General features: G+C 64.7%; 24 protein-coding genes and 1 pseudogene. 13 read left to right on the forward strand and 12 right to left on the reverse strand.

Annotated features, from left to right (window positions below):
- A partial coding sequence (locus QM712_RS26675) for an AIR synthase-related protein (RefSeq protein ID WP_415026137.1) occupies positions 1 to 1,423 on the forward strand: 1,423 nt, incomplete at its 5' end.
- A 113-nt stretch (positions 1,424 to 1,536) separates the two neighbouring features.
- Here the strand turns inward: QM712_RS26675 and QM712_RS26680 are convergent.
- Positions 1,537 to 2,724 carry an acyltransferase family protein gene (locus QM712_RS26680; RefSeq protein WP_415026138.1) on the reverse strand — a complete coding sequence of 396 codons (1,188 nt, stop codon included), beginning with the start codon at positions 2,722 to 2,724 and terminating at the stop codon, positions 1,537 to 1,539.
- Between the two features lie 182 nt (positions 2,725 to 2,906).
- Between QM712_RS26680 and QM712_RS26685 the strand changes: the two genes are divergently transcribed.
- A complete protein-coding gene (locus QM712_RS26685) occupies positions 2,907 to 3,080 on the forward strand; it encodes a DUF1328 domain-containing protein (RefSeq protein ID WP_415026139.1) in 174 nt (57 codons plus the stop codon).
- Between the two features lie 109 nt (positions 3,081 to 3,189).
- On the opposite strand, the gene QM712_RS26690 is transcribed toward QM712_RS26685, so the two are convergent.
- The gene (locus tag QM712_RS26690; RefSeq protein ID WP_415026140.1) at positions 3,190 to 3,549 is read right to left on the reverse strand and encodes a DUF427 domain-containing protein; all 360 of its coding nucleotides are present in this window, start codon (positions 3,547 to 3,549) and stop codon (positions 3,190 to 3,192) included.
- Between the two features lie 191 nt (positions 3,550 to 3,740).
- Between QM712_RS26690 and QM712_RS26695 the strand changes: the two genes are divergently transcribed.
- Genes QM712_RS26695 through QM712_RS26705 form a run of 3 tightly spaced genes read left to right on the forward strand, consistent with a single transcriptional unit; the run spans position 3,741 to position 5,900 of the window.
- Entirely contained in the window at positions 3,741 to 3,977 is a 237-nt protein-coding gene (locus QM712_RS26695) for a BolA family protein (protein WP_018316584.1), read from the forward strand.
- A gap of 56 nt (positions 3,978 to 4,033) precedes the next feature.
- Positions 4,034 to 5,227 carry a low temperature requirement protein A gene (locus tag QM712_RS26700; protein ID WP_415026141.1) on the forward strand — a complete coding sequence of 398 codons (1,194 nt, stop codon included), beginning with the start codon at positions 4,034 to 4,036 and terminating at the stop codon, positions 5,225 to 5,227.
- Positions 5,228 to 5,270: 43 nt separating this feature from the next.
- Positions 5,271 to 5,900: a hypothetical protein gene (locus QM712_RS26705; protein ID WP_415026142.1), complete on the forward strand. Its 630-nt coding sequence runs from the start codon at positions 5,271 to 5,273 to the stop codon at positions 5,898 to 5,900.
- A 9-nt stretch (positions 5,901 to 5,909) separates the two neighbouring features.
- On the opposite strand, the gene egtD is transcribed toward QM712_RS26705, so the two are convergent.
- Both egtD and egtB read right to left on the reverse strand, forming a co-directional pair.
- Entirely contained in the window at positions 5,910 to 6,881 is a 972-nt protein-coding gene (gene egtD, locus QM712_RS26710; protein ID WP_415026143.1) for an L-histidine N(alpha)-methyltransferase, read from the reverse strand.
- Positions 6,882 to 7,016: 135 nt separating this feature from the next.
- Positions 7,017 to 8,315: an ergothioneine biosynthesis protein EgtB gene (egtB, locus tag QM712_RS26715; protein ID WP_415026144.1), complete on the reverse strand. Its 1,299-nt coding sequence runs from the start codon at positions 8,313 to 8,315 to the stop codon at positions 7,017 to 7,019.
- 240 nt (positions 8,316 to 8,555) lie between these two features.
- Here egtB and grxD point away from each other — a divergent pair, with 240 nt between their 5' ends.
- The 4 genes from grxD to QM712_RS26735 are packed head-to-tail and all read left to right on the forward strand — an operon-like array spanning position 8,556 to position 12,034.
- Entirely contained in the window at positions 8,556 to 8,882 is a 327-nt protein-coding gene (gene grxD, locus QM712_RS26720; protein WP_415026145.1) for a Grx4 family monothiol glutaredoxin, read from the forward strand.
- A gap of 3 nt (positions 8,883 to 8,885) precedes the next feature.
- Positions 8,886 to 9,440, forward strand: a complete 555-nt coding sequence (locus QM712_RS26725) for an O-acetyl-ADP-ribose deacetylase (RefSeq protein WP_415026146.1) — start codon at positions 8,886 to 8,888, stop codon at positions 9,438 to 9,440.
- A 43-nt stretch (positions 9,441 to 9,483) separates the two neighbouring features.
- Positions 9,484 to 10,770: a serine hydrolase domain-containing protein gene (locus tag QM712_RS26730; RefSeq protein WP_415026147.1), complete on the forward strand. Its 1,287-nt coding sequence runs from the start codon at positions 9,484 to 9,486 to the stop codon at positions 10,768 to 10,770.
- Position 10,771: 1 nt separating this feature from the next.
- Positions 10,772 to 12,034, forward strand: a complete 1,263-nt coding sequence (locus QM712_RS26735) for a serine hydrolase domain-containing protein (RefSeq protein WP_415026148.1) — start codon at positions 10,772 to 10,774, stop codon at positions 12,032 to 12,034.
- On the opposite strand, the gene QM712_RS26740 is transcribed toward QM712_RS26735, so the two are convergent.
- From QM712_RS26740 to murI, 6 genes are all read right to left on the reverse strand, one after another.
- Complete coding sequence (locus tag QM712_RS26740; protein WP_415026149.1) at positions 12,035 to 13,102, reverse strand: threonine aldolase family protein; 1,068 nt, start codon at positions 13,100 to 13,102, stop codon at positions 12,035 to 12,037.
- A gap of 104 nt (positions 13,103 to 13,206) precedes the next feature.
- Entirely contained in the window at positions 13,207 to 13,824 is a 618-nt protein-coding gene (rpsD, locus tag QM712_RS26745) for a 30S ribosomal protein S4 (RefSeq protein WP_415026150.1), read from the reverse strand.
- Between the two features lie 201 nt (positions 13,825 to 14,025).
- The gene (locus QM712_RS26750; RefSeq protein ID WP_415026151.1) at positions 14,026 to 14,793 is read right to left on the reverse strand and encodes an acyltransferase; all 768 of its coding nucleotides are present in this window, start codon (positions 14,791 to 14,793) and stop codon (positions 14,026 to 14,028) included.
- Between the two features lie 106 nt (positions 14,794 to 14,899).
- Positions 14,900 to 15,283, reverse strand: a complete 384-nt coding sequence (locus QM712_RS26755) for a cupin domain-containing protein (protein ID WP_415026152.1) — start codon at positions 15,281 to 15,283, stop codon at positions 14,900 to 14,902.
- A gap of 73 nt (positions 15,284 to 15,356) precedes the next feature.
- Complete coding sequence (locus tag QM712_RS26760) at positions 15,357 to 16,130, reverse strand: HpcH/HpaI aldolase family protein (protein WP_415026153.1); 774 nt, start codon at positions 16,128 to 16,130, stop codon at positions 15,357 to 15,359.
- A gap of 112 nt (positions 16,131 to 16,242) precedes the next feature.
- The gene (gene murI, locus QM712_RS26765) at positions 16,243 to 17,040 is read right to left on the reverse strand and encodes a glutamate racemase (RefSeq protein WP_415026154.1); all 798 of its coding nucleotides are present in this window, start codon (positions 17,038 to 17,040) and stop codon (positions 16,243 to 16,245) included.
- Positions 17,041 to 17,215: 175 nt separating this feature from the next.
- On the opposite strand from murI, the gene QM712_RS26770 reads away from it, so the two are divergent.
- Positions 17,216 to 17,767, forward strand: a complete 552-nt coding sequence (locus QM712_RS26770; protein ID WP_415026155.1) for a cytochrome b — start codon at positions 17,216 to 17,218, stop codon at positions 17,765 to 17,767.
- Positions 17,768 to 17,917: 150 nt separating this feature from the next.
- Positions 17,918 to 18,558 (forward strand): annotated as a pseudogene (locus QM712_RS26775) (glutathione S-transferase family protein).
- Between the two features lie 82 nt (positions 18,559 to 18,640).
- Here the strand turns inward: QM712_RS26775 and QM712_RS26780 are convergent.
- Both QM712_RS26780 and QM712_RS26785 read right to left on the reverse strand, forming a co-directional pair.
- Positions 18,641 to 19,447, reverse strand: a complete 807-nt coding sequence (locus tag QM712_RS26780) for a Crp/Fnr family transcriptional regulator (RefSeq protein WP_415026156.1) — start codon at positions 19,445 to 19,447, stop codon at positions 18,641 to 18,643.
- Between the two features lie 253 nt (positions 19,448 to 19,700).
- Positions 19,701 to 20,777: a SecDF P1 head subdomain-containing protein gene (locus QM712_RS26785; RefSeq protein ID WP_415026157.1), complete on the reverse strand. Its 1,077-nt coding sequence runs from the start codon at positions 20,775 to 20,777 to the stop codon at positions 19,701 to 19,703.
- Positions 20,778 to 21,032: 255 nt separating this feature from the next.
- Here QM712_RS26785 and QM712_RS26790 point away from each other — a divergent pair, with 255 nt between their 5' ends.
- On the forward strand, positions 21,033 to 22,940 hold the full coding sequence (locus QM712_RS26790; RefSeq protein WP_415026158.1) for an acyl-CoA synthetase: 1,908 nt from the start codon (positions 21,033 to 21,035) through the stop codon (positions 22,938 to 22,940).
- Positions 22,941 to 23,178: 238 nt separating this feature from the next.
- On the forward strand, positions 23,179 to 25,404 hold the full coding sequence (locus QM712_RS26795; RefSeq protein ID WP_415026159.1) for a putative bifunctional diguanylate cyclase/phosphodiesterase: 2,226 nt from the start codon (positions 23,179 to 23,181) through the stop codon (positions 25,402 to 25,404).
- The last annotated feature ends 3 nt before the right edge of the window (positions 25,405 to 25,407 follow it).

Below are 25,407 nucleotides of genomic sequence, written 5' to 3' on the forward strand. Positions count from 1 at the left end.
CGCGATCCAGGACATGGGCGCGGCGGGCCTGACCTGCTCGGCGGTCGAGATGGGCGCCAAGGGCGACCTCGGCGTCGATCTCGATCTCGATGCGGTGCCGACCCGCGAGACCGGCATGAGCGCCTACGAGATGATGCTCTCGGAGAGCCAGGAGCGCATGCTCATGGTGCTCAAGCCCGAGAAGGAGAAGGAGGCCGAGGCCATCTTCAAGAAGTGGGGCCTCGACTTCGCCGTCGTCGGCTACACCACGCCGAGCAAGCGCTTCGTGGTCAAGCACGGCGGCGATGTCATGGCTGACCTGCCGATCAAGGAGCTCGGTGACGAGGCGCCGCTGTATGATCGACCGCATGTCGCCTCGGCCGCGCTGCCTGTCGTGCATGCCCGCGAGGTGCCGGCGCCGATGAGCCTCGGGGCCGCGCTCGAGAAGCTGATCGGGACACCCGACATGTGCAGCAAGCGCTGGGTGTGGGAGCAGTATGACCACGTCATCCTCGGCAACACCCTGCAGCGTCCCGGTGGCGATGCCGCCGTGGTGCGCGTAGAGGACGGTCCGAAGGGCCTCGCGTTGACCGTCGATGTCACGCCCCGCTATTGCGAGGCCGATCCGTTCGAGGGTGGCAAGCAGGCCGTGGCCGAAGCCTGGCGCAACATCACCGCCGTCGGCGGCAAGCCGCTCGCCATCACCGACAACCTCAATTTCGGCAATCCGGAGCGGCCCGAGATCATGGGCCAGTTCGTCGGCTGCCTGAAAGGCATCTCGGAAGCCTGCCGCACGCTGGACTTCCCCGTCGTTTCCGGCAACGTCTCGCTCTACAACGAGACCAACGGCCGCGCGATCCTCCCCACGCCGTCGATCGGCGGCGTCGGTCTGCTCGACGATTTCACCAAATCGGCCTCGCTCGCGTTCAAGGCCGAGGGTGAAGCGATCCTTCTGATCGGCGAGACCCATGGCTGGCTCGGCCAGTCCGTATATCTGCGTGACATCTGCGGCCGCGAGGAAGGTGCGCCGCCGCCGGTCGATCTCGCCGCGGAGAAGCGCAATGGCGATTGCGTCCGCGGCATGATCCATGCGGGCACCGCGACTGCCGTGCACGACCTCTCTGATGGCGGCCTCCTGATCGCGCTCGCCGAGATGGCGATGGCGAGCGGCATCGGTGCCAAGCTGCTCGCGGCACCGGCCGCGCTGGTGGCGCAGGCCTATTGGTTCGGCGAGGACCAGGCGCGCTATCTCGTCACGGTGCCCGAGGCGGAGGCCGGCCGCGTGCTCGCCAAGATGCGCGGCTGCGAAGTGCCCTGCGTGCGGATCGGCACCACGGGTGGCGACGCGATCGCTATCGCAGGCGAAGCGCCCGTCGCGATCGACACCCTGCGCAAATCGTTCGAGCGTTGGCTGCCGGACTACATGAGCGGCAAGGCGGCTTGATAGCCATTTCCCGGGGACGCGCGAAAGCGCGCCCCCGGAATCTCGATGTGCTCAGGTACGTAACTGCGCAACCGGTGCGATACCGCGCATCGCCCCGAAATGACTCGCCTCGGTCACAGCACGTGTGACGCGCCCGGAATCTTCCGCAGCGCCGCCGTCGCGCCCCAGCTCAGGATCACCGTCAGCACGAAGCCGATCGCGGCCTTCACGATGGCGGGCAGGTCGTAGTCGAACAGCGCATATTGAATCCACAGCGCGATCGGATAGTGCACGAGGAACATGCCGTAGGCGTCCGCCTGCATGCGGTCGAGCAGGCTTGGCCCCGGGGACTTGTCGTGCAGGAAGAAGGCGAGGATCGCGAGCAGGATCGCGGCCGAGAACAGCACGAGGAACGTGCCGTAGATCGCCTGATACCAATGCGGCAGCACGTCCGGATTCCCCAGGATTTCCCGCTTGATGTAGATCATGCACCACATCAGGCAGTAGGGGATCAGCGTCGCGATCACCCACAGCCAGCGCGTCCTCGGCAATTGGCCTTCGGCGCTGAGCACGCCGCGATCGAAGTTCGCGGCACCGACGCTCACGCCAATGAAGAAATAGCTGAAGTAGAGCAGGATCCGGCTTGCCTGCACCGAGAACGGTCCGAACTCGAACCATTTGTTGGCGCCGAAATAGAGCAGCGCGGGCACATAGACGATCGCCGTGACGACGGCGAGCAGCAGCCAGAACATGGCGGGCTGCTCGAAACCTCGCACCGACACCCGGTTGACCGGATCGACCAGATGGGCGGAGACCCGGTAGAGCAGGCTCGCGGTCAGGTCGAATGCGAGCAGCACCCACACGAACCAGATCGGCCCGCTCGGCCACGGTCCGGCCGTCACGGTCTTCCACCAGAACGCCGGGAAGGTCAGCTCGGGATCCTGCCGCAGTGCGATCGCGTAATAGGCGATCGGGATGACCGTGAACGCCGCGACCACGAACGGCAAGCCAAGCCGCAACAGCCGATCGCGCAGGAAGACCGATGGCGCCTTGCGCGCGATGCCCGGCCAGGTGAACAGGCCGGACAGAAAGAAGAACATCGCCATGAAGAAGCTGTCGGTGGCGAGCACGACCACGTCGAAGCCGATCCAGGAGGTCGGATCGGTGTGGCCGAAATAGGTGTAGGGAATGACGGCGTGATGCAGCAGCACCACCAGCGTCAGGAAGGTGCGCGCGCGGTCGAGCGACAGGTTACGCACCTTGGCCTTGGGCGCGGCGTGCACGTCCGCACCGATCGCCGCGGAATGTGACATCGTGATCATGGCTGCCCCGGTCGCGCTTCCTGTCCCGGGCCGACTGTGCAGCCGGGAACCCGATTCAGCAAGGGCAGTTTGTGCCAGCGGCGCGGGCCGCCGGGCGCCGCGAGGAACCAGTTCCGCACAGCGAAGTTAGTCTCGTTGACGGGCTGGGAAGGCCGGTCGCGGTGGCAATATCGGAGCTGGCGATGACGATCCTGAAATGGGCGCTGATCTTCCTCGTGATCTCGATCGTGGCCGGCGTGCTCGGCTTCACCGGCATCTCGGCGGCCTCCGCGGACGTCGCTCGCTTCCTGTTCTACATCTTCGTCGTGATCTTCCTGGTGCTGCTCGTGCTGGGCCTGACAATCTTCAGGGTTTAGCCAAGCCCCGGAAAACACGTCTCTGATCGCGGGATGGCGAAGCGCCACACCCCCTGTTCAATGATCGCAGTTCAACGATCGCATCGCCGCGGAATCGGATGATCCGCGGCTACCCCACTTCCTCGATCGTCACCTTGTCCGGATAGAAAGCGAGATGGCCGGAAATCTCCGTCATCGCGGGGAAGGGCGTCTCGTAGGTCCAGATCGCGTTGTCCAGCGTCTTGCCACGCGCCTTGATGCTGTAATAGCTGGCGTCGCCCTTGTAGGGGCAATGGGTGACCCGGTCGGTGCGCTCGAGCAGCGACATGTTGGTGTCCTCCCGCGGGACATATTGCACCGCCGGATATTTCGCTTCCTTCAGTATCAGCGCCTTGGAGGTTTCCGCGATCACGACGTCACCTGCCGTGACCCTGACGCGGCGGGGGTTCTGGGTGATGGTGATGGGATGGTCGGGACCTGGAAGCTTCATGATTTCACGCCCTTTCGATCAATCTGCCGCGCGCGGCACTTTGTCGTGCCTTTATCCTGATTGGATCAGGAATATACTGGCTGGAGGCGTGACGTAGAAGGCCGATCACGCTAAGTTTGACCAGTGCCGGTCCGGGGACCCCGGCAGCGATTCGAAGCCGAGACGACGTCGAGACAAGGAGCCAGACCCGAATGCCCATGGACGCCCACGATATCGAGGCGATGATCAAGGCAGCGATCCCCGATGCCGAGGTGACGATCCGTGACCTCGCCGGCGATGGCGACCACTATGCCGCGACGGTGATCTCGGAATCCTTCCGCGGCAAGTCCCGCGTCCAGCAGCACCAGATCGTCTATCAGTCCCTGCGCGGCCAGATGGGCGGCGTGCTGCATGCGCTGGCGCTGCAGACCGGCGTGCCGGGCGCTTGATCTGAAGCACACCTGACCAGCGAGCATCCGACCAGATCGTGTGACGGGGGGAAATGATGGCTGCGGACAATCCGCGCGGCGCGATGTTTCGCGTCATCTTGCCGAACCAGCACAGCCGCGTCACCAATGCCGAGCTGTTTTTCGATCTCGTTTTCGTCTTCGCCGTCACGCAGGTGTCGCACACGCTGCTGCACCACTTCACGCCGCTGGGCGCGGTCGAGGTCACGCTGCTCTTCCTGGCAGTGTGGTGGGTGTGGGTCTACACCGCCTGGGTCACGAACTGGCTCAATCCGGACCTGACGCCGGTCCGGCTGTTGCTTTTCGCGATGATGCTGGGCGGCCTCGTGCTGTCGACCACGATCCCGACGGCCTTCGAAGGGCGGGGGCTGTGGTTTGCCGTTGCCTACGCGACCATGCAGGTCGGGCGAACCGCCTTCTGGCTGTTCGCGACCCCGCGCCACCGGACTGCCGTGCGCCACAATGCCATCCGGATTCTCGTCTGGCTCTGCTGCTCCGCGATCTTCTGGATCCTTGGCGGTCTGGCCCATGGGGAAGAGAGGCTGTGGCTCTGGATCGTCGCGCTGACGATCGAATATGTCTCGCCATCGGTTCGCTTCTGGGTTCCGAAGCTCGGCTTCTCGTCGGTGGAGGCCTGGGCCGTCGAAGGCGGTCACATGGCCGAGCGTTGCGCCGGCTTCATCATCATCGCGCTCGGTGAGGCCGTCGTCGTCAATGGTGCCACCTTCGCCGAGCTGGACTGGACCTCCGACAACATCCTCGCTTTCGTCTCCGCGCTGGCCGGCGCCATCGCGATGTGGTGGGTCTACTTCCACAAGGGCGCCGAGGCCGGCTCCGAGCGCATCTCCAAATCCGCCGAATCCGGCCGCCTGGCGCGGCTCGCCTACACCTATCTGCACATGCCGATCATCGCCGGCATCATCCTGACCGCGGTCTCCGACGAACTGGTGCTCAAGCATCCGGCCGGGCACTCCGACGTCCGCACCATCGTGAGCACGATCGGAGGCCCGCTGGTCTTCCTGATCGGCACCATCCTCTTCAAATATTCGATCCGCGGCTTTCTCCAGTTGTCGCACGGCATCGGCATCATCCTGCTGCTGGCGCTGAGCTGGTTCGGGGCCGACCTGTCCCCGCTCTGGCTGTCGGTCGCGACGACGGTGATCATGATCGTCGTGGCTGTGTGGGAGTCGATGTCGCTGGGATCGACGCCGGAGGAAGCGGAGGCGCATTGAACCGCGGAGCCCGGGCGAGCGTCTAACGACGAAACCACCCTCGATGAAGGTTTCCGTGCGGTTTCAGTTCACGCTTCTACTGCTCTGTTGCGTCACGTTTGCGGGCCCGATCGCTGGGGCCGCAAGCCCCGGCACGATCGACGAACTCAGGCAGAGTTTCACGGTCGACGGCGAGCCGGTCCCGCCGAATGTCTTTCGCGACATGGGCGATGGCAATCTCGCCGATTCCGGCAGCATCATCGTCACGATCGACGTCAAGGCCGCGACCGGCAGCAATCTCTATGCCGATCCCATCAGGCGCAACGGTGCCTGGGTCGTGCAGAGCCGGATCGCTCCGGGCGACAAGAGCCCCTCCGAGGAGGAGGCCTATCGCTACATCGGGATGACGGCGAACAAGCTGCTGGTCGTCGCCACCAGCTACAGCGGCGGCGGCACGGGCGTGTTCTATTCGCTGCATATTCTGACGGCCGAGCCGGCGCCCGCCTTCGACAGCGAGGGCAAGCGCTACGAGCGATTGAACCTCACGACCATCCGCAGCGTTGCGCTCGGCGATCGCTGGAATGGCGACGTCAGGATCGACGGCAACAAGGTTGTGGTCACGACGACCGGCGGTCTTCCGGCCGGTCAGCTTCGCGAGCCCTCGACCATGACCATCAAGGCCGAGCGTCCGTAGCTGCAGCGGTCATTCCGCCGCTTCCAGCGCGTGCACCGAGAACATCTTCGCCGCATCCATCCAGGTTTCGCGCACCCGCCAGCCGGCGCCCCGCGCCAGCCCGGCGAAACGCTCGAGGCTGTATTTGTAGCTGTTCTCCGTGTGGATGCTTTCGCCGGCGCGGAACGAGAAGCTGGTGCCGAGCAGGCGCGCCGTCTGGTTCTTCCTGCTGATCAGGTGCATCTCGATCCGGTGCCGCTCGCGATTGTAGATCGCGCGGTGGGTGAAGGCGGAGAGGTCGAAATTGCCGCCAAGCTCGCGGTTGATGCGCACGAGCACATTGAGGTTGAACCGGGCGGTGACGCCGGCGGCGTCATTGTAGGCGTCGTGGAGCACGCGCTCGTCCTTCTCGAGGTCCGCGCCGATGATCATCAGGGCACCGCGCCCCAGGATCTGCCGCGCGCTCTTCAGGAACGCCTGCGCCTCGTGCGGTTCGAAATTGCCGATGGTCGAGCCGGGGAAGAAGCCGACCTTGGGCATCGCCGCCACCGCTGCGGGCAGCTCGAACGGCGTGGTGAAGTCGGCCGCGACCGGATAGATGCCGAGCGAGGGGAAGTCGCGCTTCAGTCCGTTCGCCTGCGCCTGCAGGAAGTCGCCGGAGATGTCGACGGGCACATAGGCGGCGAATTTGCAGTGGTTGAGCAGCAGGCGGACCTTGGTCGTGGCGCCTGCGCCGAACTCGACCAGTGCGGCGTGTTCCGGAATGATCTTCGCGATCTCGCCGCCGCGCTCGCGCAGGATCGCAAGCTCGGTGCGCGTCGGATAGTATTCCGGCAGGCGCGTGATCGCCTCGAACAGCTCCGACCCGGTCGCGTCATAGAAATACTTCGGCGACAGGCGCTTCGGCTGCTGCGACAGGTCTTCGATGGCCTCGCGGGCGAACGCGGTGGTCTGCTCGTCGGGAAGATGGGCCTCGGCCAAAGCGCTGGCATGCACATTCATGATGCTCTCCTGAACGCGCTGTCCGGCGCGCGGTTGTCGTCGGATGACACTCCGAAGCGCGACGGGATCGCGCCTCAGGCTGCTGTTCGGGCATGATCCTCCGGAAAACCGCTGCGCGCTTTTCCGGATCAAGCCCTAGTCGTAGTCGGCGAGCCGCAACCCCGTGAATTGCCAGCGATGGTGCGGATAGAAGAAGTTGCGATAGGTGATACGGCTGTGCCCGTCCGGCGTTGCGAGCGAGGAGCCGCGCAGCACGAATTGATTGACCATGAACTTGCCGTTGTATTCGCCGAGCGCGCCTTCGATGGCGCGGTAGCCGGGATAGGGGGAGTACGAACTGCGGGTCCACTGCCAGACGATGCCGAAGGCATCGTTGAGCGCGCCCGCGCGAGCCGCGACCTCCCATTCCATTTCGGTCGGCAGATGCTTTCCCGCCCAGCGCGCGAAGGCGTCGGCCTCGTAGTAGCTGATATGGCAGACGGGCGCGTCAGGATCGACCGGCCTGAGGCCGGCCAGCGTCATCACGTGCCATTGACCGTCGATCTCGCGCCAATGCCCGGGGGCATCCCAGCCCTCGTTGTTCACGGCGGCAATCCCGTCCATCAGCCAGAGCGTTGCGGTCGCGTAGCCGCCGTCGCGCATGAAGGCGAGCCATTCGCCGTTGCTGACGAGATTGCGGGCGATCCGGACCGGACCGACGAGGGCGCGATGCGCCGGCTTCTCATTGTCGAAATGGAAGCTGTCGTCGACATGGCCGACGGTGTGGATGCCCTCGTTCAGCGACAGCCAGTCCTCGCCGGCGCGGGTCGAAGCCGGGTATCGCCAATCCGGATCGTAGGCAGGGAAGACCGGGTTCTGCGCGAAAGCGTGCAGGATGTCGGTGAACATCAATTCCTGATGCTGCTGCTCATGATTGAGCCCGACTTCGACGAGCGGCGCGATCGCCTGAAGCTTGTCCGTGTCGGCCTCTCGGAAGAATCTCGCGACCGCGGCATCGACATATTTGCGATAGGCGCCGACCTGGTCGGCACTCGGCCGCGTGATGTCGCCGCGGTGGTGGCGGGCGTGACGCGGACCTGCGCTGACGTAATAGGAATTGAACAGGAAGGCGAAATCGGGATGGAAGGGCCGGTAGCCCGGACAGTGCTCGCCGAGCAGGAATTGCTCCCAGAACCAGGTGGTGTGGGCTCGATGCCATTTCGCCGGACTCGCATCCGGCATGGACTGGATCTGCTGGTCCTCCGGCGAAAGCGGCGCGGCCCGGCGTTCGGTCTCGTTGCGGACGGCGAGAAAGGCGCTCTCCAGCCTCCGGGCGAGGCCGCCCGGCTCGGACAATGGTGACGAAATCGGGGACGTGGCCGTAGCGGGGGCTTGTTTCGTCACGTTTTTCTCCAGACAAGACAAGAGAACGTTGTTGGCGTTGCCCGGTTCCAAAACCAGGGTTCGTCCTAGATAGGGCCTCCGTAACGGGATAAAAGTCCTCCCCGGCGATGATATTAGCGTCATCAGCCCATTGGGGCGCGGCGCCCCCGAGCTGCCGCCGGGAGCCTCGTCGCCGCCATTTTACTTTGGATGCACAATAGTTTGCGCTACATATATGGGCAGGTATCGGGTTAGATGGGCTGAGCCGGCCCGAAGCGACGATTGAGGGCTCTGCCCCAGAAGGACACGGATATGAGCATCGAGGAATTCATCGCCAACGAAGTGAAGTCGAACGACGTGGTTCTGTTCATGAAGGGCACGCCGCAATTTCCGCAGTGCGGTTTCTCCGGCCAGGTCGTCCAGATCCTCGACCATATCGGCGTCGGCTATAAGGGCCTCAACGTGCTGGAATCCGCCGAGCTGCGTAACGGCATCAAGGAATATTCGAACTGGCCGACCATTCCGCAGCTCTATGTGAAGGGCGAGTTCATCGGTGGCTGCGACATCGTCCGTGAGATGTTCCAGGCCGGCGAATTGCAGCAGCTCTTCGCCGACAAGGGCGTGGCCGTCGCGGCCTGATAGGTGACCCGGCTGACGCGCCGGTTTTGCGGCGCGGAGTTCGACATCATCGTCGCCGACATCACGACACTCGGCGTTGACGCGATCGTCAACGCCGCCAACACGTCGCTCCTTGGCGGGGGCGGCGTGGATGGAGCGATCCATCGGGCCGCCGGGCCCGAACTGCTCGCCGAATGCCGTACGCTCCACGGCTGCAAGACCGGCGACGCCAAGATCACCAGGGGCTACCGGCTCAAGGCCGCGCATGTGATCCACACCGTCGGCCCGGTCTGGAACGGCGGTACGCTTGGTGAGGACGATCTGCTCGCCTCCTGCTATCGTCGCGCGATGGAGCTGTGCCGGGAGCATGCGCTGGCCTCGGTGGCATTTCCCGCGATTTCGACCGGCGTCTATCGCTTTCCGGCAGAACGGGCCGCTGATATCGCGGTCCGCACGACGATCGCTGCGTTGTCCGAGGCGCCATCGGTCGCACGTGTGCTGTTCTGCTGCTTCTCGGAGCCGAGCGCCAACCTGCACGCGGAGGCACTGATGCGGCACGGCGGCCCTTGTGCCGATTGAGCCGGTCGGTACACTCCGCCGCACCGTGTTCCGGGGAGGGAATATGATTTCGAAACTTGGACTATGCTCGTTCGTCTGCGGTGCGCTGATGTCGCTCGGCGCAATATCGGCAGGACGGGCGGAGGGGACCTACGAGATCCCGGCGGGTGCGCATTTCAACCCGGACAAGCTCGCCAAGATCAGCGAGTTCTTCAAGAACGAGGTCGCGACCGGCAAGATCGCCGGGGCGACGGTCCTGATCAAGCAGCACGGCAAGCCGGTCTATCACGAAGCCTTCGGCGTGCAGGACGTCGTGAGCAAGGCGCCGATCACCGACAAGACCATCTTCCGCCTGTTCTCGATGACCAAGGCCATCACGTCGGTGGCTGCGATGAAGCTGGTCGAGGACGGCAAGATCAAGCTCGACGATCCCGTCTCGAAATACATCCCCTCGTTCGCCAACGTGAAGGTCGGCGTCGAGAAGAAGGCCGACGACGGCTCCAAGTCGCTCGAGCTCGAGCCGCTGAAACGGCCGATCACGGTGCACGACCTGATGACGCACACCTCCGGCATCACCTATGGTTTCTACGGCGACAGCCTGGTCCGTAAGGCCTATCGCGATGCCAACATCTATGCCGGCGATTTCGATCTGGCCGAGTTCGCCGAACGCATCGCCAAGCTGCCGCTGCACAACCAGCCAGGCGCGCTCTGGCAGTATGGTCATTCCACCGACATCCTGGCGCGCGTCATGGAAGTCGCCGCCGGCAAGCCGCTGCTCGACATCGAACGCGAGACGCTGCTCGGCCCGCTCGGCATGGTCGATACCGGCTTCCTGGTCACCGATCCCGAGAAGCAGAAGCTGCTGGCGCAACCGGTGCTGAACGACAGCGATTTCCGGGTCGGCCGGATCAACGATCCGACCGTCGTGAAGAAATGGCAGTCGGCCAGCGGCGGCATGGTCTCCACCATGGCGGACTATGAGCGGTTCGCGCAGATGCTGCTCAACGGCGGCAGCCTTGACGGCAAGACCATCCTCAAGCCCGAGACATTCAAGCTGATGGTGACCGACCAGATCGGCCCGAACTCGGGTGTCGATCGCGACTATTTCTACTTCCCCGGCGATGGCTTCGGCTTCGGCCTCGGGCTCGCGGTCCGCACCGATCCGGGCAACGCCAAGCCGCCGCCGCCCGGCGACCTCGGCGAATTGAAATGGGACGGCGCTTCGGGCTGCTATTTCGTCATCGACCCCAAGCAGGACATGTTCTTCGTTCTGCTGGAGCAGACCCCGACCGAACGCCAGCGCATCCAGCGGACGCTGAAGCAGCTGGTCTATGAAGCCATGGAGAAGTGACATGCGTGGGCGTCGCGCGCTGATCGCGGCGCTCGTGCTTCTGTCCAGTGCCATCGGAGCCGGCGCAGGCTCCGATGGGCGGGCCGCGCATACGTTCTCTCCGGAAGGGCTGGCGAAGGTCTCCGACTACGTCAGGAACGAGATCGCAACCGGCAACATTCCCGGTGCCATTCTGCTGCTGCAGCAGCACGGCAAGCCGGTCTATTACGAGAATTTCGGTGTCCGCGATGTCGCCACCGAGATTTCCATGAGTGCGGACACGATCTTCCGCCTCTATTCGATGTCCAAGCCGGTCACATCAGTCATGGCGATGATGCTGGTCGAGGAGGGCAAGCTCGGGCTCGACGATCCCGTCTCGAAATACATTCCGGCCTTTGCCGGCATGAAGGTCGGGGTCGAGAAGAAGGGCGAAGACGGCAAGATCACGCTGGCGCTCGCGCCGCTCGATCGTCCCGTCACGATCAAGGACCTGCTGCGCCATACTTCGGGGCTTCCCTACGGTTATTATGGCGGCGGCAAGGTGCGCGAGCTCTACGCCGACGCCAGTCTGTTCGACAGCGATCTCACCAATGCGGAGTTCGTCGCGAAGATCGCCACGCTGCCGCTGGTCGAGCAGCCGGGTACAGTGTGGGACTACGGCCATTCCACCGACGTGCTCGGCCGCGTCGTCGAAGTCATCTCCGGAAAGACGCTGCTGCAATTCGAGAAGGAGCGGCTGCTGGATCCGCTCGGCATGACCGAGACCGCGTTCTACGTCGCCGATCCCGCCAAATTTCCGCGCATCGCCGAGCCGATGCCGCAGGACCGCAACATCAATCCCAACACCCAGGTCCGCGATCCCAGGCGGCCGCTGAAATGGGAATCCGGCGGCGGTGGCATGGTCGGCACGATCGGCGACTATGCGCGTTTCGCGCAGATGCTGCTGAATGGCGGGACCTATGAGGGCCGGCGCTATCTCAAGCCGGAGACCATCGCGCTGATGGCGTCGGACCATGTCGGTCCCGAGACGAAGATCGTGCGCGATCAGAATTACTATCCCGGCGGGACGTCGGGCTTCGGCCTCGGTTTCGCCGTTCGTACGTCGGTGCCGCCCGCCACGTCGTGGCCGCTCGGCGAATATCGCTGGGATGGCGTCGGCGGCACCTTCTTCTTCATCGATCCCGAGGATGATCTGCTCGGCGTCTTCATGGTGCAGACCCCCACGCAGCGCGGCCGGATCCAGCTGGCGCTGAAGACGCTGATCTATCAGGCGATGGGTCGCTAGCTACGCTCCGCGCACGATTTCCCTGACGTGGCCGATCGTCTCCTCGATCTGGCTCGCGTTGACGTCGAGATGCGTGCAGGCGCGGATGCGGCCGTCCATCATCGCCAGCGTCACGCCGCGTGCGCGCAGCGCGGCAACCATCTTGTTGCCGGGAACGCCGGCGCCATCGGGCTTGAAGAACACCAGATTGGTCTCGGGCTCCTGAACCTCGATGCCTGCGATCTGCGACAGTCCCCGCGCCAGCGCGCGCGCGTTGGCGTGGTCGTCGGCAAGCCGCTCGACGTGGTGGTCGAGCGCATGGATGCAGGCGGCGGCGCAGATGCCGGCCTGCCGCATCGAGCCGCCGAGGCGCTGCTTCCACTGCCACACCGCGTCGATGAAGGCGCGAGAGCCGGCGAGCACGCCACCGATCGGCGCGCCCAGGCCCTTGGAGAAGTCGATCCAGGCGGAATCCCATCCCGCGGTCATGTCGCGCGGGGAAATTCCGCTCGCGACGGTGGCGTTCAGCAGGCGGGCGCCGTCCATGTGCGTGATGAGGCCGTGCTGCTTCGCGATGGCGACGATCTCGTCGAGAGCGGCCTTCTTCCACACCGTGCCGCCGCCGATATTGGCGGTCTGCTCGACGCTGACCACGGTCTGCGGCGGCTGGTAGCGGGTGCGCGGGTGCAGCGCCTTGCGGAACGTCTCCGGCGTGAACTGGCCGTCGGGGCCCTTGAGTTGCGTGACCTGGAAGCCGCCGATCGCGGCATGCGCGCCGCCTTCGCGCGCGATGATGTGCGCGGTCTCATGCGCGAGGATCTCGTCGCCGGGGCGGCAATGCACCAGCGTCGCGGTGACGTTGCACATCGTGCCGGAGGGCATGTAGACGGCGGCTTCCTTGCCGAGCAGTGCGGCAACGCGTTCGCACAGCGCGTTCACGGTCGGATCGTCGCCGACCTGCTCGTCACCGACCTCCGCCCGCGCCATCGCCTCGCGCATCGCAGCCGTCGGCTTGGTCTGCGTGTCCGAGAGCAGGTTGATGCGCACCGGCGGCGCCTTGGGATCGATGGCAGGAGGGGTGTAGAGCATGGGCTGTCTCGTCATCTGGTCGGCGTCTGAGCGATCGATGACATGCTACCATAACGAAAAGGCCCCGGTGAACCGGGGCCTTTGAAAGTCGATCCGCCGAGTTATCAGCGCGAATAGAATTCGACGACCAGATGCGGCTCCATCTGCACCGGGAACGGCACGTCGGAGAGGCCGGGGATGCGCGCATACTTCGCGGTCATCTTGCCGTGGTCGACTTCGAGATAGTCGGGAATGTCGCGCTCGGGGAGCTGGCTCGCTTCGAGAACGTGCGCGAGTTGCTTGGAGGCTTCCTTGACCTCGATGACGTCGCCGACCTTGAGCTGGTAGCTCGAGATGTTGACCTTGCGGCCGTTCACCTTGATGTGGCCGTGGTTGATGAACTGGCGCGCGGCGAAGATCGTGGAAACGAACTTGGCGCGGTACACGACCGCGTCGAGACGGCGCTCGAGAAGGCCGATCAGGTTCTCGCCGGTGTCACCCTTGAGGCGGCTCGCCTCGACGTAGATGCCGTGGAACTGGCGCTCGCTGATGTTGGCGTAGTAGCCCTTCAGCTTCTGCTTGGCGCGAAGCTGCACGCCGAAGTCGGAGAGCTTGCCCTTGCGGCGCTGGCCATGCTGGCCGGGGCCGTATTCGCGGCGGTTCACGGGGCTCTTCGGGCGGCCCCAGATGTTCTGGCCCATACGGCGATCGATCTTGTACTTCGCCTCACTGCGCTTAGTCATCGCGTCCTCTGCAGGTTCGTGGTTTGAGGAAACGCGCCCTCCTGTGTGACGGGCTGGGCCCGGCACCGACAGGTCCGATCCCCAAAGCATGAAAGGGACAGGACCACGGGTCGCGAAACGCTTCGCGGGCCGAAATCGGCCCGCGAGCAGGCGGCTTTTAGGGGAGTTCGGGCCGTTCTGTCAATGCGAGGAGCCCTAAAATCACGTCCGGATCGCGCGGATCGGTTTCGACCCGGTTGCCCGCAATTCGGCAGCGATTTCAGCGTTCAGGACCTGTTCCAGCCGGGTCAGGACCCGGGCGATCGGGGCCGCGTCGGTGACCCTGTGGTCCCAGCGGATCACGACATGGATGCTCTGGTCGGGTCTGACCGTGCCATAGCTGACGATGAAGGGGCCCGGAGTGACCGCATGGAGCTCCCCGCCGCCATAAGCGGCGACGGAGGTCACCGAGAAGCTGCCGAACCAGTTGCCCCGCTGCCGGCCGAAATTCAGCCCCACGGCCCAGGACAGCCGCCGCAGCGGCAGCGGCAGGCGGGTGGCCCGCATGATCTTGCGGAACATCGGCACATCCTCGATCGGCGCGGTCTTGGCGTGCCGGATCTGGGCGTCCACGTCGGCGAGGGACATGGCTTCGGGGGCAGCGATTCGCTGCGGCAGCACGCATTCCTCGCCATCCTCGACCCGGGCGATCGCCACCAGCGCGACGCTCTTGGGCAGCTCGTAGAGCGTCGGCCACGGCCATTTGGCGTAGACGGTCCGCAGCACCGGCTCGTCCTTGGCGACGATGGCGAAGGCCTTGACGAACATGGCGGCCCAGCCGGCCGGTGTGAGTGCCTCGGAGCGGGCCTCGAGCAGGGGCTTGATATGGAGCGGGCGGGACAGCGAAACGAACGGCACCCCCATCGAGGCGCGCATGAGGTCGAAGATCAGACGCCGCGGCAGCGATATCTTCTTTGGTTGACCGCGCATCGTTCTCCGGTTCCCGCAGACTGAAATAGGTGCGGCGAGGGGACTTCCCCGCTCGCCGCATGCTCTAGCACGAACCAACCCGCTTGGGGCCGGTCGGTTCGCCGCGTCACTTCGCCGGCGTGGCCAGCGGCTTGGTCTTGTCGAAAATATAAATACCTAGGATTTTCAAGGGCTTCTCACCGTGAGTTTTGGCGTCATGGACGACACCCGCCGGGATCACGTAGGAATCGCCCGCTTTCAGGAGCTTGTCCGGCTGGCCATCGATGAGGAGGTCGACCTCTCCCTCCATGACGTAGCCGGTCTCGACTCCCGGATGGGTGTGACGTCCGGCAGCGCCGCCCGGCGGCAGTTCGGCGATCGCGGTCACCGTCGTATAGCCGTCCGGAAAATCGATCTTCTGGAGCGGGGTCCGCTTGATGCCGGGCTGCTGAGCGTAGGCCGCGAAGGCGAAGCCGGCAAAGGTCAGAGCGAGCAAGGTTTTTTTGAGCACGATTGTTTCCTCCCTGAAACAGCCGAGCCTAGCAGCGCCGTCGTTCGCGGCAAGACCGGCCGCGGCCGGCCTGTCAGCGCTTGATCCCGTCGAATGCGGCCATGATGCCGCGCTGGAATAGCGACCAGTCGAAACCCAGCGCGATCGCGCGGTAGCCGCGGTCGATCAGGGCATTGGCCTGGTCGGCGCTGCGCGCCACGCCGCCGATCGGCACGCCGCTGCGGAGGATGCCGGCCTCGGCGCGCGCGATCAGCTGCAGCAACTCCGGATCATCCATCTGCCCGCGCTTGTTGATGGAGGTGGCCAGATCGCCGGGGCCGATCACGGCGACGTCGATGCCGGGCGTGGCCATGATCTCGTCGATGCGGTCGACGGCGTCGACATGCTCGATCGTGATCATGCAGATCATCTCGTCGTCGGCTGCGGCCATGTAGTCGGGCATCGACTGGCCCCACCGGAACGGCGCGTGGAAGGGACCCCAGAGGCGATCGCCGCGCGGCGGGTAGCGCACGCTGCGCACCGCCTTTTCGGCCTCGGCATGGTTGGTGATCATCGGGAAGTTGATGCCGAAGGCGCCGATGTCCATCGGGGCTTTCGCAAGCCATGGCTCGTTCGCGGCGATGCGCACCAGCGGCGTGCACGGCGTTCCCGTCGTGGCGGCGATCATCGCATGCGCCTCTGTGAGACCGATCGGCCCGTGTTCGAGATCGACGATGATCCAGTCGAGCGAGCGCGCCATGATCTGCACCAGCTGCACGCTGGGAATCGTCGCGATCGCACCGAAGGCGGGGCGCCCCTCGCGCCAGAGCTGCCGGAGGCGATTGAGCGGCGTTGACGGGACCTGCATGGGATCAACCTGGGGGCAAGATGACGGCGGCCAAGCCTATCAGCGCGTCGCGAACCGGAAAAGGCGGCCTCCATGCGCGAAATCGCGTCGGAGCCCGAGCCGCGTCAGCCCTCTACGCCGGCACGCGGCCGCCGAAGAACGGCGTCAGCGCGGCCGCAAGCCCGTGCGTGCGGTTCGAGGTGAAGATCATCTCGGCGCCGGACTGCGCGATGTCGCCGCTGCGTGGACCGAGCAGATCCGATACGCGGCGGGCGATCGCGGGGGCAGGATCGATCCATTCGACCGGCCAGGGCGCGAGCGTCGTCAGCCGGTCCAGCAGCAGCGGATAATGCGTGCAGGCCAGCACGACGGTATCGGTGCGCGCGCCCGCGTCCTTGGGATCGCCGACGAAGCAGGGGGTGAGTTCGGCGAGGATGTCGCGGTCGCTGATCGGATTGCCGCCCAGTGCGCGTTCGGCGAGCGAGGCGAGCTCGGGCGAGCCGACCAGCGTCACCTCGCAACCCTGTGCGAAATCGCGGATCAACGCCTTGGTGTATTCGCGCTTGACCGTCCCCTTGGTGCCGAGCACCGAGACGCGCCGGGTCTTCGATCGCGCGCAGGCCGGCTTGATCGCCGGCACGGTTCCGACGAACGGCACGGAATAAGCGGCGCGCAGATGCGATAGGACAAGGGTCGAGGCCGTATTGCAGGCGATGACGACGAGGTCAGGATCGTGCGTTCCGATCATTTCCCCCATCAACGGCACCACGCGGGCGATGATTTCGTCCTCGGTGTGGTGTCCGTAAGGGAAGAAGGCGTCGTCCGCGACATAGACGTAGTGGGCATCCGGGCGCGCGGCCACGACCTCACGGAGCACCGTGAGACCGCCAAGACCGGAATCGAACACCAGGATCGTCGGGGAATTGCTCACGTGGTCACCCTAGCCAGCCATGGTTACCATTCGGTTTTTGGGGCCGTTTTGCGGCGGCCGGGCCGGGAAGTCGGTTTGGAACGATTCCATTTCGCGCTTGCCGCATTTTCCCGCTATCAGCAGCGATGCCGCGCCGCAGTGGGGACATCCGCAGGCTTTTCCGGGGAAAACTGACATGATCAGAAACACGAAGACCGGTTGGGGCAGCGTGTCCCGGTGGCTGCATTGGGGATTGGCAGTCGCCATCATCGGCATGATCGCATTCGGCTGGTGGATGAATCACATCCCGGCACGTCCCGACCGGTTCTTCTATCGCTCGATCCATGCCGATATCGGTTATGTGATCCTGCTTCTCACCGTCATCCGCCTCATCTGGCGAGCCGTGAACCCGACGCCCGCCCTGCCGCCCGAGACCTCGCGTTGGCAGAAGATCGCCGCCCATGTCAGCCATGGTGCGCTCTATCTTGCCGTCATCGTGGTCGCGATGCTGGGCTGGGCCCATTCCGGCGCGCGCTCGCCGAACTACTCGGACTTCTTCGGCCTGTTTCATGTGCCGCAATTCACCTCGCCGGACCGCGCCGCGGCGGGTGTCTACGAGGATCGCCACATTCTCTTTGCTTATGTGCTGCTCGCGCTGATCGTGGTTCACCTCGGCGCTGCTCTCTGGCACCACTTCATCCGCCGCGACCGCGTCGTGGCGCGGATGGTGACCGACGAGGCGGGCTAGGCCCAACCTCGCCTCAGGAGCGCGCCGCAATGCTGTCCGCCGCGTCGTCGGCGTGACGTCGCGCGGGCCCGACTGCGAGATGCTTCGCCGGCAATGACACTGTAGGATACGACGTCACGACGGATCCAATTCGCAGTCGCAGGAGGCGCCATGCTTACCGTCCATCACCTCGGCAAGTCGCAATCCGAACGCATCGTCTGGCTGTGCGAGGAATTGGAACTTCCCTACGAGCTGAAGCGCTACACGCGCGATCCCGTGACCATCCTGGCACCGCCCGAATACAAGGCGCTGCACCCGATCGGGGCGGCGCCGGTCATCACCGATGGCGATCTCGTGCTCGCCGAGTCCGGCGCCATCGTCGACTACATCATGGCCAGATATGGCAAGGGGCGTCTTGCGCTCACGCCCGAGGATCTCGATTTCGCTCAATTCCTTTACTGGTTTCACTTCGCCAATGGGACATTGCAAGCCGGCATGGGGCGGCTGATGATCCTGAACCGGCTGAAACTCGCAGAGGACAATCCGATGCTGGTCGCGACCAGGGGACGCGTCGATCGCGCGTTCGATCTGGTCGATGCGAGGGTGGCGGCGGCGGAGTATCTGGCGGGCAGCGCCTTCACCACCGCCGACATCATGATGGGCTTTTCGCTGACCACGATGCGCTACTTCCAGCCCTATGATCTGTCGCGGTGTCCGAACGTGATCAAATATCTGGGGCGTATCGGAGACGCCCGGCCTATCGGCGTGCGATGGAGAAAGGTGATCCCGGTATGGCGCTGTTGCTGAGCTGAGGGCGCTCGGTGCTGCACCGACGCCCGATCGCCGGACCGGGCGGCTACCACAAGCCGGGTGGCAACATATCGGCTGCCCGGTTCAGGCGATCCTGTTGGTCGTGGTCGCGCGTGCCGAGGCCAGCTGCTTCTGCAGGCGATCGATGTTCTGCAGCAGGCGCTGGCTGGTCAGGACCAGGAAATAGTAGCCGAATTGCGGGTCCTGGAAGTAGATCTCGAGCAGCCGGTCGTAGGTGATCGTCAGCACCTGTCCGTCCTCGATGCATTCGATCGTTCCGGTCCGCCGGTTGTCCGGCGTGAGGAAGCCGAGCTCGCCCATCAGCGCGCCGGGCGGGATCTCGACGTTGATCTCCTTGACCAGGAATTTGCCGGTGACCGTGAGGAGCATCTCCTTGGCGGGGTCGCCGAGCTTGAAGAGCGTATCGCCGTGGCGATATTTGCGTTCGGTCATGAACGGCTTGAGCCATTCGATCGACATGTCGCCTTCGGCGGCGTGGCGCGCCTTCTTGACGAGCTTGAGCATCTGCCGCAGGCGCAAGGCGTTGATCGGGAGCAGCAGCAGATAAAGCAGGAATGTCGAGACGTTGGCCGAGAGCGCGCCGAAAAGAGCGAAGAAAGCGCAGCCGATCATGTTGGCGACGCGCAGCGGCACCATCGTCCGCATCAGGAGGGTGGCAACGAAGAAGCCGGCGCCGACCGCGGCGAACATATTGGCCAGCGTGATGTTGTGGACGAAGATCTCGAGCAGCCGGTTGAAGATCGCGTCCCAGGTGACGTCGTTTGGATCGAGGCCCATCTGGACCAGGATCTTCGCGATCCTGAGATTATCCGTTGCCGCATTGAGAATGCGGTCGAGGATCGACGAAATGTCTGCGCTGCCGGACGGCATGGTATTATCCCCGCGTAAGGCCTTCAGTACTGGTCGATACTCTGGAACGTATAGCCGAAATCGAATGACGACCGCTTGAATGGAATCTTCCGTCGTCATTCCGCAAGAGGCAAATTCTATCCCGAATGGTGATTTCGGCAATTGCCCGTAGGTTGCGTCCATGACCGCGGCGACCGTGATTCGGGGACTTCGGCGCAGGCTTCGGATTCGCCGACCGCCCCGGACGTACGGAAGGCCATCGTGTCGTCCCGCCTCATGGCTTGGCGGCAGGTTGCACGATTTGTTGCGCGACGAGGGTCAGGTGGCCCGGCAGCGAGCCGGCCCGCAGCATCATGGCGACGCTGTTGGCTTCCTCCAGGGTGAAATTACCGGAGATCTGACCGGAGCCGCCCGTGATCGGTTCGCGGATCACGGGGGCGGAGATCACCTTGTCGTCAAGAACGATGGCGAACGGTCTTCCCACATTCTCCGCGGTGATGTGGGCGAAGCGCCGCGTTCCGCGCCCGTTGAAGTGGAACGAGGCGATCGGATCCTGGGTGCCGGTCGCATAGCCGGGGCCGGCATAGCTGATGTCGTCGCCTCCGAGGACGATGTCCTTCGTGACCAGATAGGGGCGCTGGTCCTTGCTGCCGAGCAGGACTTCCGCGTTCGGCGGAGGCGAGCCGGCTTGCGCCTGCTCCGCCGGTATCGAGACATCGATCAGGCGGAAGCTGACCGTGACCTTCCTGGCGAAAATCGCGGTCGTGTGCTCGGGCTCCATGACGCCGGGCAGGAAGATGCGGATCCGGTCCGGCCCGTCCGGCTGGACGCTGGCGAACTTGACGCCGTCGTCCTTGAGGCGCTGCTCGATCATGGCGATGGAGTCGTCGACCAGCTCGTGCAGCCGGCTGGCGAAGGCGGTATCCGAGGGTGTCAATCGGATCAGGCCGTCGCCGCCGTCGGCCGTGCCGGGCGCACGAGCAGGCGTCGCGTCCGACGCGAGCTTGCGCAAGAACTGATCGCGGCTCCCGGCATCGGCGATCCGGACCTCGACGCTGCCGTCGTGGATCGCAAGGCCGGAAAAGGCGATGCGGCCTTCCCGAAGGTTCCTGTAGACGTCGTCGCGCAGATCAGTGAGGACGGCCTCGCGCAGTCCGTCGGTGTCGACCCTGTAGTCGATGCGGGACCCGCCCAGCTTCTCCATCATGGTGCCGGCGAGAGCCGAGACCTTCGCGCGCATCTTGTCGATCTGGTTCTCTTCGGCGCCGGCGCCTCCAGGCAGCGTGATCGCTGCCCCGATCGCGAGCGCGGCGATCAGCCGCGCGATCCGGTCGCGCAGGGGCGTCGTCATGTTGTCCTCGCGTTTCACGGCACGGCATTTCGCGTCGAAAATGGTGCCAGCCTTTGGTCCTCCGATCGGGTGGGAAGGTTCAAGCCGGGCTCGAGCCGGGACCGGTTGCCGCATTGGAATGGACGAACGCCAAATCATCCATCATTCTGTCGGTCCTCGATCCGCTCCCGGCAATGCCGGGCGCGATGAGGCCTCGCCTGAACCAATGTCAAAAGACAGGCGGCGGGGAATGGACATGAGGGAGGACGGAATTCCATGGCGGGCATTCACGCGCTCGATCGGCTGATCGGCAACGACTATCCGGATCTGGCAACGGACGAGGCGGTCCGGGCCTTCGAAAAGGTCCCTTACGCGGACCGCGTCGCGGCGGAGAGCACCTTCGATGCGATCAAGCTCGGTGCCGCGCGCAACCCCGACGGGGCCGCGATCCAGTTTCTGCAGAACGCCGATCCGGCCGACACGCCGCTCAAGGTGACCTACAGCGATTTCATCGCGCGCGTGACGCAGGCCGCCAACATGTTTCATGCGCTTGGAGCGGAGAAGGGCGACGTCATCAGCTTCATGCTGCCGCTGTTGCCCGATGCCTTCGTGACGCTGTTCGGCGCCGAAGCCGCCGGCATCGCCAATCCCGTCAATCCGCTGCTCGAGCCGCACCAGATCGCGGAAATCCTGGAGGCGGCGAACACCAAGATCCTGGTGGCGCTCGGGCCGATGCCGGGCACCGACATCTGGCAGAAGGTCGAGCAGATCAGGCCGCGGCTCAAGCACCTCAAGGCGATCGTGCAGGTGGTCGGCGGCGGCGACCCCGCGAATGGGATCCATGCGTTCAACGATCTCATCAAGCAGCAGCCCGCCGACCGGCTCGTCAGCGGCCGCAAGATTCTCGGTAGCGACATCGCCGCCTATTTCCACACCGGCGGCACCACCGGCACGCCGAAGCTGGTGCGGCATACCCACGCCAATCAGGTCTACCAGGCCTGGGCGCTCAACCTGCTGCTGCAGTCGAAGCCCGGGGCGAACCTGTTGTTCGGCATGCCGCTGTTTCATGTCGGCGGATCGCTGACGCAGGTGCTGACGATGCTGTCGAGCGGCGGTTCGCTCGTCGTGCTGTCGCCGGGTGGATGGCGCAACCCGAACTCGGTGAAGAACATCTGGGGGCTGGTCGAGCGCTTCAAGCCGGAGGCGCTGTCGAGCGTGCCGACGGTGCTGGCGGCGACGCTCGCGGTGCCGCCGGGCCATGCCGACATCTCCAGCCTGAAATATGCCGCGGGCGGCGGCTCGGCGATTCCGGTCGCCGTGGGCTCCGCGATCCAGGACAAGCTCAAGCTGCCGGTGGTCGAGGTCTACGGCATGACCGAGACGTCGAGCGTCCATACGCTGGCCTATCCCTCGCGGCCGATCCGGCTCGGTTCGGTCGGCCTGCCGATGCCTTACGCGCGCGTGCGCGTCGTGCAGCTCGATGCCGACGGCCGCCTGATCCGCGATTGTGCGCCGGACGAAATCGGCGTCGTCGCCATGGCCGGTCCCGGCGTCTTCGGCGGCTATCTCAACGATGAGCACAACAAGGGCGCCTTCGTCGACGAAGTCTGGGTCAACTCCGGAGATCTCGGCCGGCTCGACGCCGAGGGCTATCTCTGGATCACAGGCCGCGCCAAGGATCTGGTGATCCGCGGCGGCCACAACATCGATCCGGCTCCGATCGAGGAGATCATGTTCCGCCATCCCGCCGTCGGCTTCGCCGCGGTGGTCGGCCAGCCCGATGCCTATGCGGGTGAGCTGCCCATCGGTTACGTGCAGCTGAAGCCGGGCGCCAAGGTCGAGCCGGGTGAGCTTGAATCATGGGTGCGCGAGCGCACGCCGGAGCGTGCCGCCGTGCCTGTGCAGATCGTCCCGATCGATCCGATGCCGGTGACGGGTGTCGGCAAGGTCTTCAAGCCGCAGCTCCGCTGGGATGCCGCCCAGCGCGTGTTCGCCAAGGTGCTCTCACCGCTCGTCGCGCGCGGCATCGACTGCAAGGTCAAGGTCGGTGCGCACGGCAGTCACGGCTCGATCGCGACCGTGACGCTAACAGGCGTGCCCGCGGACCAGCGCGAGGTGGTCACGGGCGAGGTGCGCACGCTGCTCGCGCCGTTCGTGATGCGGCACGAAGTGGTGCATACGTAGCGCGCCATGGACCGCGCGTAGCGCGAGATCGCGGATGAGCCTGCGCATCACGATGGTTCATCCTCGATCCGCCGCGCCGCACGCGGATTCTTGATCCAGATTAAGAACACCGATCAATCGGCCGGTTCAAACATTTACTGCAACCACAGCCTGCGGCCGCAGTCGGGCGCCAAGGCTCCGATCTTAAGTTCATCTTAGACCAGTGAGTGTTCGCATTGGGGTCGGGGAGGGACCTCTGATGCAGTCACTAAGTCGTTCGGAGAGAATTGGTGGTTTGGCGAGCCTCGTGCTGCTGCTCATGGCGGCGGCACTGCTGCGGATCGGCGCGGACAGCTTGACCACCTATGTGCTGCTGGTATCCGCCGCGCTGCTTTGGATCGTGCCTTTGGCTGGCCGTCTGGATTCCGCGACGGTGCTCGACCGTGCGATCGAGAGCGTGCCTGCGGGGCTGTGCGTGTTCGCGCCGGATTTTCGTGTCATCACCAGCAACGAGCAGTTCGCAGCCATGTACGGTTTGACGCGGGCCGACGTCAGGCCGGGGATGCCGCTGGACCGGATCATCGAGACCAGGACCAACTGGCACGGAGCCCTGGACCGGATCGGTGAGGCCGGAGGAGAAATCGATGCAGAAACCTTGCGGTCCGTTCACGAGCTTCGCGATGGCCGGTTCATTTCGGTCTCGCGGCATCCGATCGCCGGCGGCGGCCTGGTGGAGGTGCATCGGGATATCACCAAGGAGCGGTTGATCGAGATCCATGCCAATGAAGCGATGCAGGAGCTGATCGAAAAGCAATACGCCATCGACCAGGCCGTCATCGTGGCGATCACGGACGTGAAGGGCATCATCAATTACGTCAACGACAATTTCTGCGAGATCAGCGGCTATTCGCGCCAGGAGCTCATTGGGCAAAATCATCGCCTGCTGAAATCGGACCTTCACACCAAGGAGCTCTTCCACGACATGTACCGCCGCCTTGCGAGTGGGGAGGTCTGGCGGGGTGAGCTCTGCAATCGCGCGAAGGGCGGGAAGCTGTACTGGGTGGATACCGTCATCACGCCGCAGTTGGGGCCGCACGGCAAGCCCGTCGCCTACATGGCGATCCGCGTCGACATCACGGCGAGGAAGCAGGCCGAAACCCAACTCTCGTTCGCGGCCACGCACGATTCCCTGACCGGCCTGCTGAACCGGAATGCGCTGTTCGACCTGGCGAGGATCGGTGCCGGGGCTGACGCGCGAGCCGGCCGCTTGAGCGTTCACCTGATCGACCTCGACGGATTCAAGGGTGTCAACGATACGTTCGGACACGAAACCGGCGACAACCTGCTGAAGGAGGTCGCCACGCGCTTGCGCTCGCTCGCATCGGAGCAGGACCTCGTCGCACGGCTCGGTGGCGACGAGTTCGTGATCGTCCGGCACGCCGGCGATGACGTCGGCACGACTGCCCTTGATCTCGGCCGCCGTATCGTCGAGGTCATGGCCGAGCCGTTCGGAGTCGAAGGACAGCCGCTCGACATCAGCGCGAGCGTCGGGATCGCGCTTTGTCCGGAGCACGGCTTGAGCCCGGCGGATCTCCTGAAGAAGGCTGATCTGGCGCTTTACGAAGCCAAGGCGGCGGGCCGCGATGGCTATCGCCTGTATCAGCCGGCAATGCTCGAGGCGGTCAAGGGCGAGAAGGCTCTGGAAGCGGATTTGCGTCGTGCGATCTCAGCGCGGGAGTTCGAGCTGCATTACCAGCCCATTCTCGACATCGAAACCCGTTCGGTGCATACGGCCGAAGCGCTGGTGCGATGGCGCCATCCTGCCGACGGCCTCATCGCGCCGGATCGGTTCATTCCACTGGCCGAGCGTACGGGCCTGATCCAGCCTCTCAGCGAATGGATCATTCAGCAGGCCTGCCTCGATGCGGCATCCTGGCCGTCCGGCATTCAGCTCGCGGTCAATGTGTCCGCCACGCAGTTCAAGCGCGGCAATCTGTTCGACGTCGTCATGCGCGCACTGCTGCGATCGGGTCTCAATCCGCAACGGCTGCAGATCGAAGTCACCGAAACGGTTCTGCTCGAGCAGCAATCCGAGCAACTCCAGACGTTTCGGCGCTTGAAAGCCATGGGCGCCACGCTCGTGCTGGACGATTTCGGTACGGGATTTTCGTCGGCGAGCTATCTGACGAATTTTCCGTTCGACAAGATCAAGCTGGACAAGTCTTTCGTCCAGGGCCTGCACAGGCGGGAATGCGCCGCCGTGATCGCGTCCGCCGTGGCGCTGGCCAAGGGACTGGGTATCGATGTGACCGCCGAGGGAATAGAAACCGAGTCTCAGTTCGAGGAGGTTCGCGCGATGGGAATCGATTTCGCACAGGGATATCTGTTCGGTCGGCCCGTTCCCTACGGCGAGTTCGAGTGCACACCGGTGATCCGGAGCGATCCGGGGCGCGCTCGCCGGGCGGCGGGGTCCGCAGGAAGCTGAGCC

The organism is Bradyrhizobium sp., from assembly GCF_047605465.1.
Lineage (GTDB): Bacteria > Pseudomonadota > Alphaproteobacteria > Rhizobiales > Xanthobacteraceae > Bradyrhizobium.

What these genes read in the sequence shown, in the direction of transcription:
- QM712_RS26685 (WP_415026139.1), top strand. Translation starts at nt 2,907, where the DNA reads ATGACGATCCTGAAATGGGCGCTGATCTTCCTCGTGATCTCGATCGTG.
- QM712_RS26680 (WP_415026138.1), bottom strand. Translation starts at nt 2,724, where the DNA reads ATGATCACGATGTCACATTCCGCGGCGATCGGTGCGGACGTGCACGCC.
- QM712_RS26790 (WP_415026158.1), top strand. Translation starts at nt 21,033, where the DNA reads ATGGCGGGCATTCACGCGCTCGATCGGCTGATCGGCAACGACTATCCG.
- QM712_RS26695 (WP_018316584.1), top strand. Translation starts at nt 3,741, where the DNA reads ATGCCCATGGACGCCCACGATATCGAGGCGATGATCAAGGCAGCGATC.
- grxD (WP_415026145.1), top strand. Translation starts at nt 8,556, where the DNA reads ATGAGCATCGAGGAATTCATCGCCAACGAAGTGAAGTCGAACGACGTG.
- QM712_RS26780 (WP_415026156.1), bottom strand. Translation starts at nt 19,447, where the DNA reads ATGCCGTCCGGCAGCGCAGACATTTCGTCGATCCTCGACCGCATTCTC.
- QM712_RS26730 (WP_415026147.1), top strand. Translation starts at nt 9,484, where the DNA reads ATGATTTCGAAACTTGGACTATGCTCGTTCGTCTGCGGTGCGCTGATG.
- QM712_RS26770 (WP_415026155.1), top strand. Translation starts at nt 17,216, where the DNA reads ATGATCAGAAACACGAAGACCGGTTGGGGCAGCGTGTCCCGGTGGCTG.
- QM712_RS26785 (WP_415026157.1), bottom strand. Translation starts at nt 20,777, where the DNA reads ATGACGACGCCCCTGCGCGACCGGATCGCGCGGCTGATCGCCGCGCTC.
- QM712_RS26700 (WP_415026141.1), top strand. Translation starts at nt 4,034, where the DNA reads ATGGCTGCGGACAATCCGCGCGGCGCGATGTTTCGCGTCATCTTGCCG.
- QM712_RS26795 (WP_415026159.1), top strand. Translation starts at nt 23,179, where the DNA reads ATGCAGTCACTAAGTCGTTCGGAGAGAATTGGTGGTTTGGCGAGCCTC.
- QM712_RS26690 (WP_415026140.1), bottom strand. Translation starts at nt 3,549, where the DNA reads ATGAAGCTTCCAGGTCCCGACCATCCCATCACCATCACCCAGAACCCC.
- egtD (WP_415026143.1), bottom strand. Translation starts at nt 6,881, where the DNA reads ATGAATGTGCATGCCAGCGCTTTGGCCGAGGCCCATCTTCCCGACGAG.
- QM712_RS26740 (WP_415026149.1), bottom strand. Translation starts at nt 13,102, where the DNA reads ATGCTCTACACCCCTCCTGCCATCGATCCCAAGGCGCCGCCGGTGCGC.
- QM712_RS26760 (WP_415026153.1), bottom strand. Translation starts at nt 16,130, where the DNA reads ATGCAGGTCCCGTCAACGCCGCTCAATCGCCTCCGGCAGCTCTGGCGC.
- rpsD (WP_415026150.1), bottom strand. Translation starts at nt 13,824, where the DNA reads ATGACTAAGCGCAGTGAGGCGAAGTACAAGATCGATCGCCGTATGGGC.
- QM712_RS26705 (WP_415026142.1), top strand. Translation starts at nt 5,271, where the DNA reads ATGAAGGTTTCCGTGCGGTTTCAGTTCACGCTTCTACTGCTCTGTTGC.
- QM712_RS26750 (WP_415026151.1), bottom strand. Translation starts at nt 14,793, where the DNA reads ATGCGCGGTCAACCAAAGAAGATATCGCTGCCGCGGCGTCTGATCTTC.
- QM712_RS26735 (WP_415026148.1), top strand. Translation starts at nt 10,772, where the DNA reads ATGCGTGGGCGTCGCGCGCTGATCGCGGCGCTCGTGCTTCTGTCCAGT.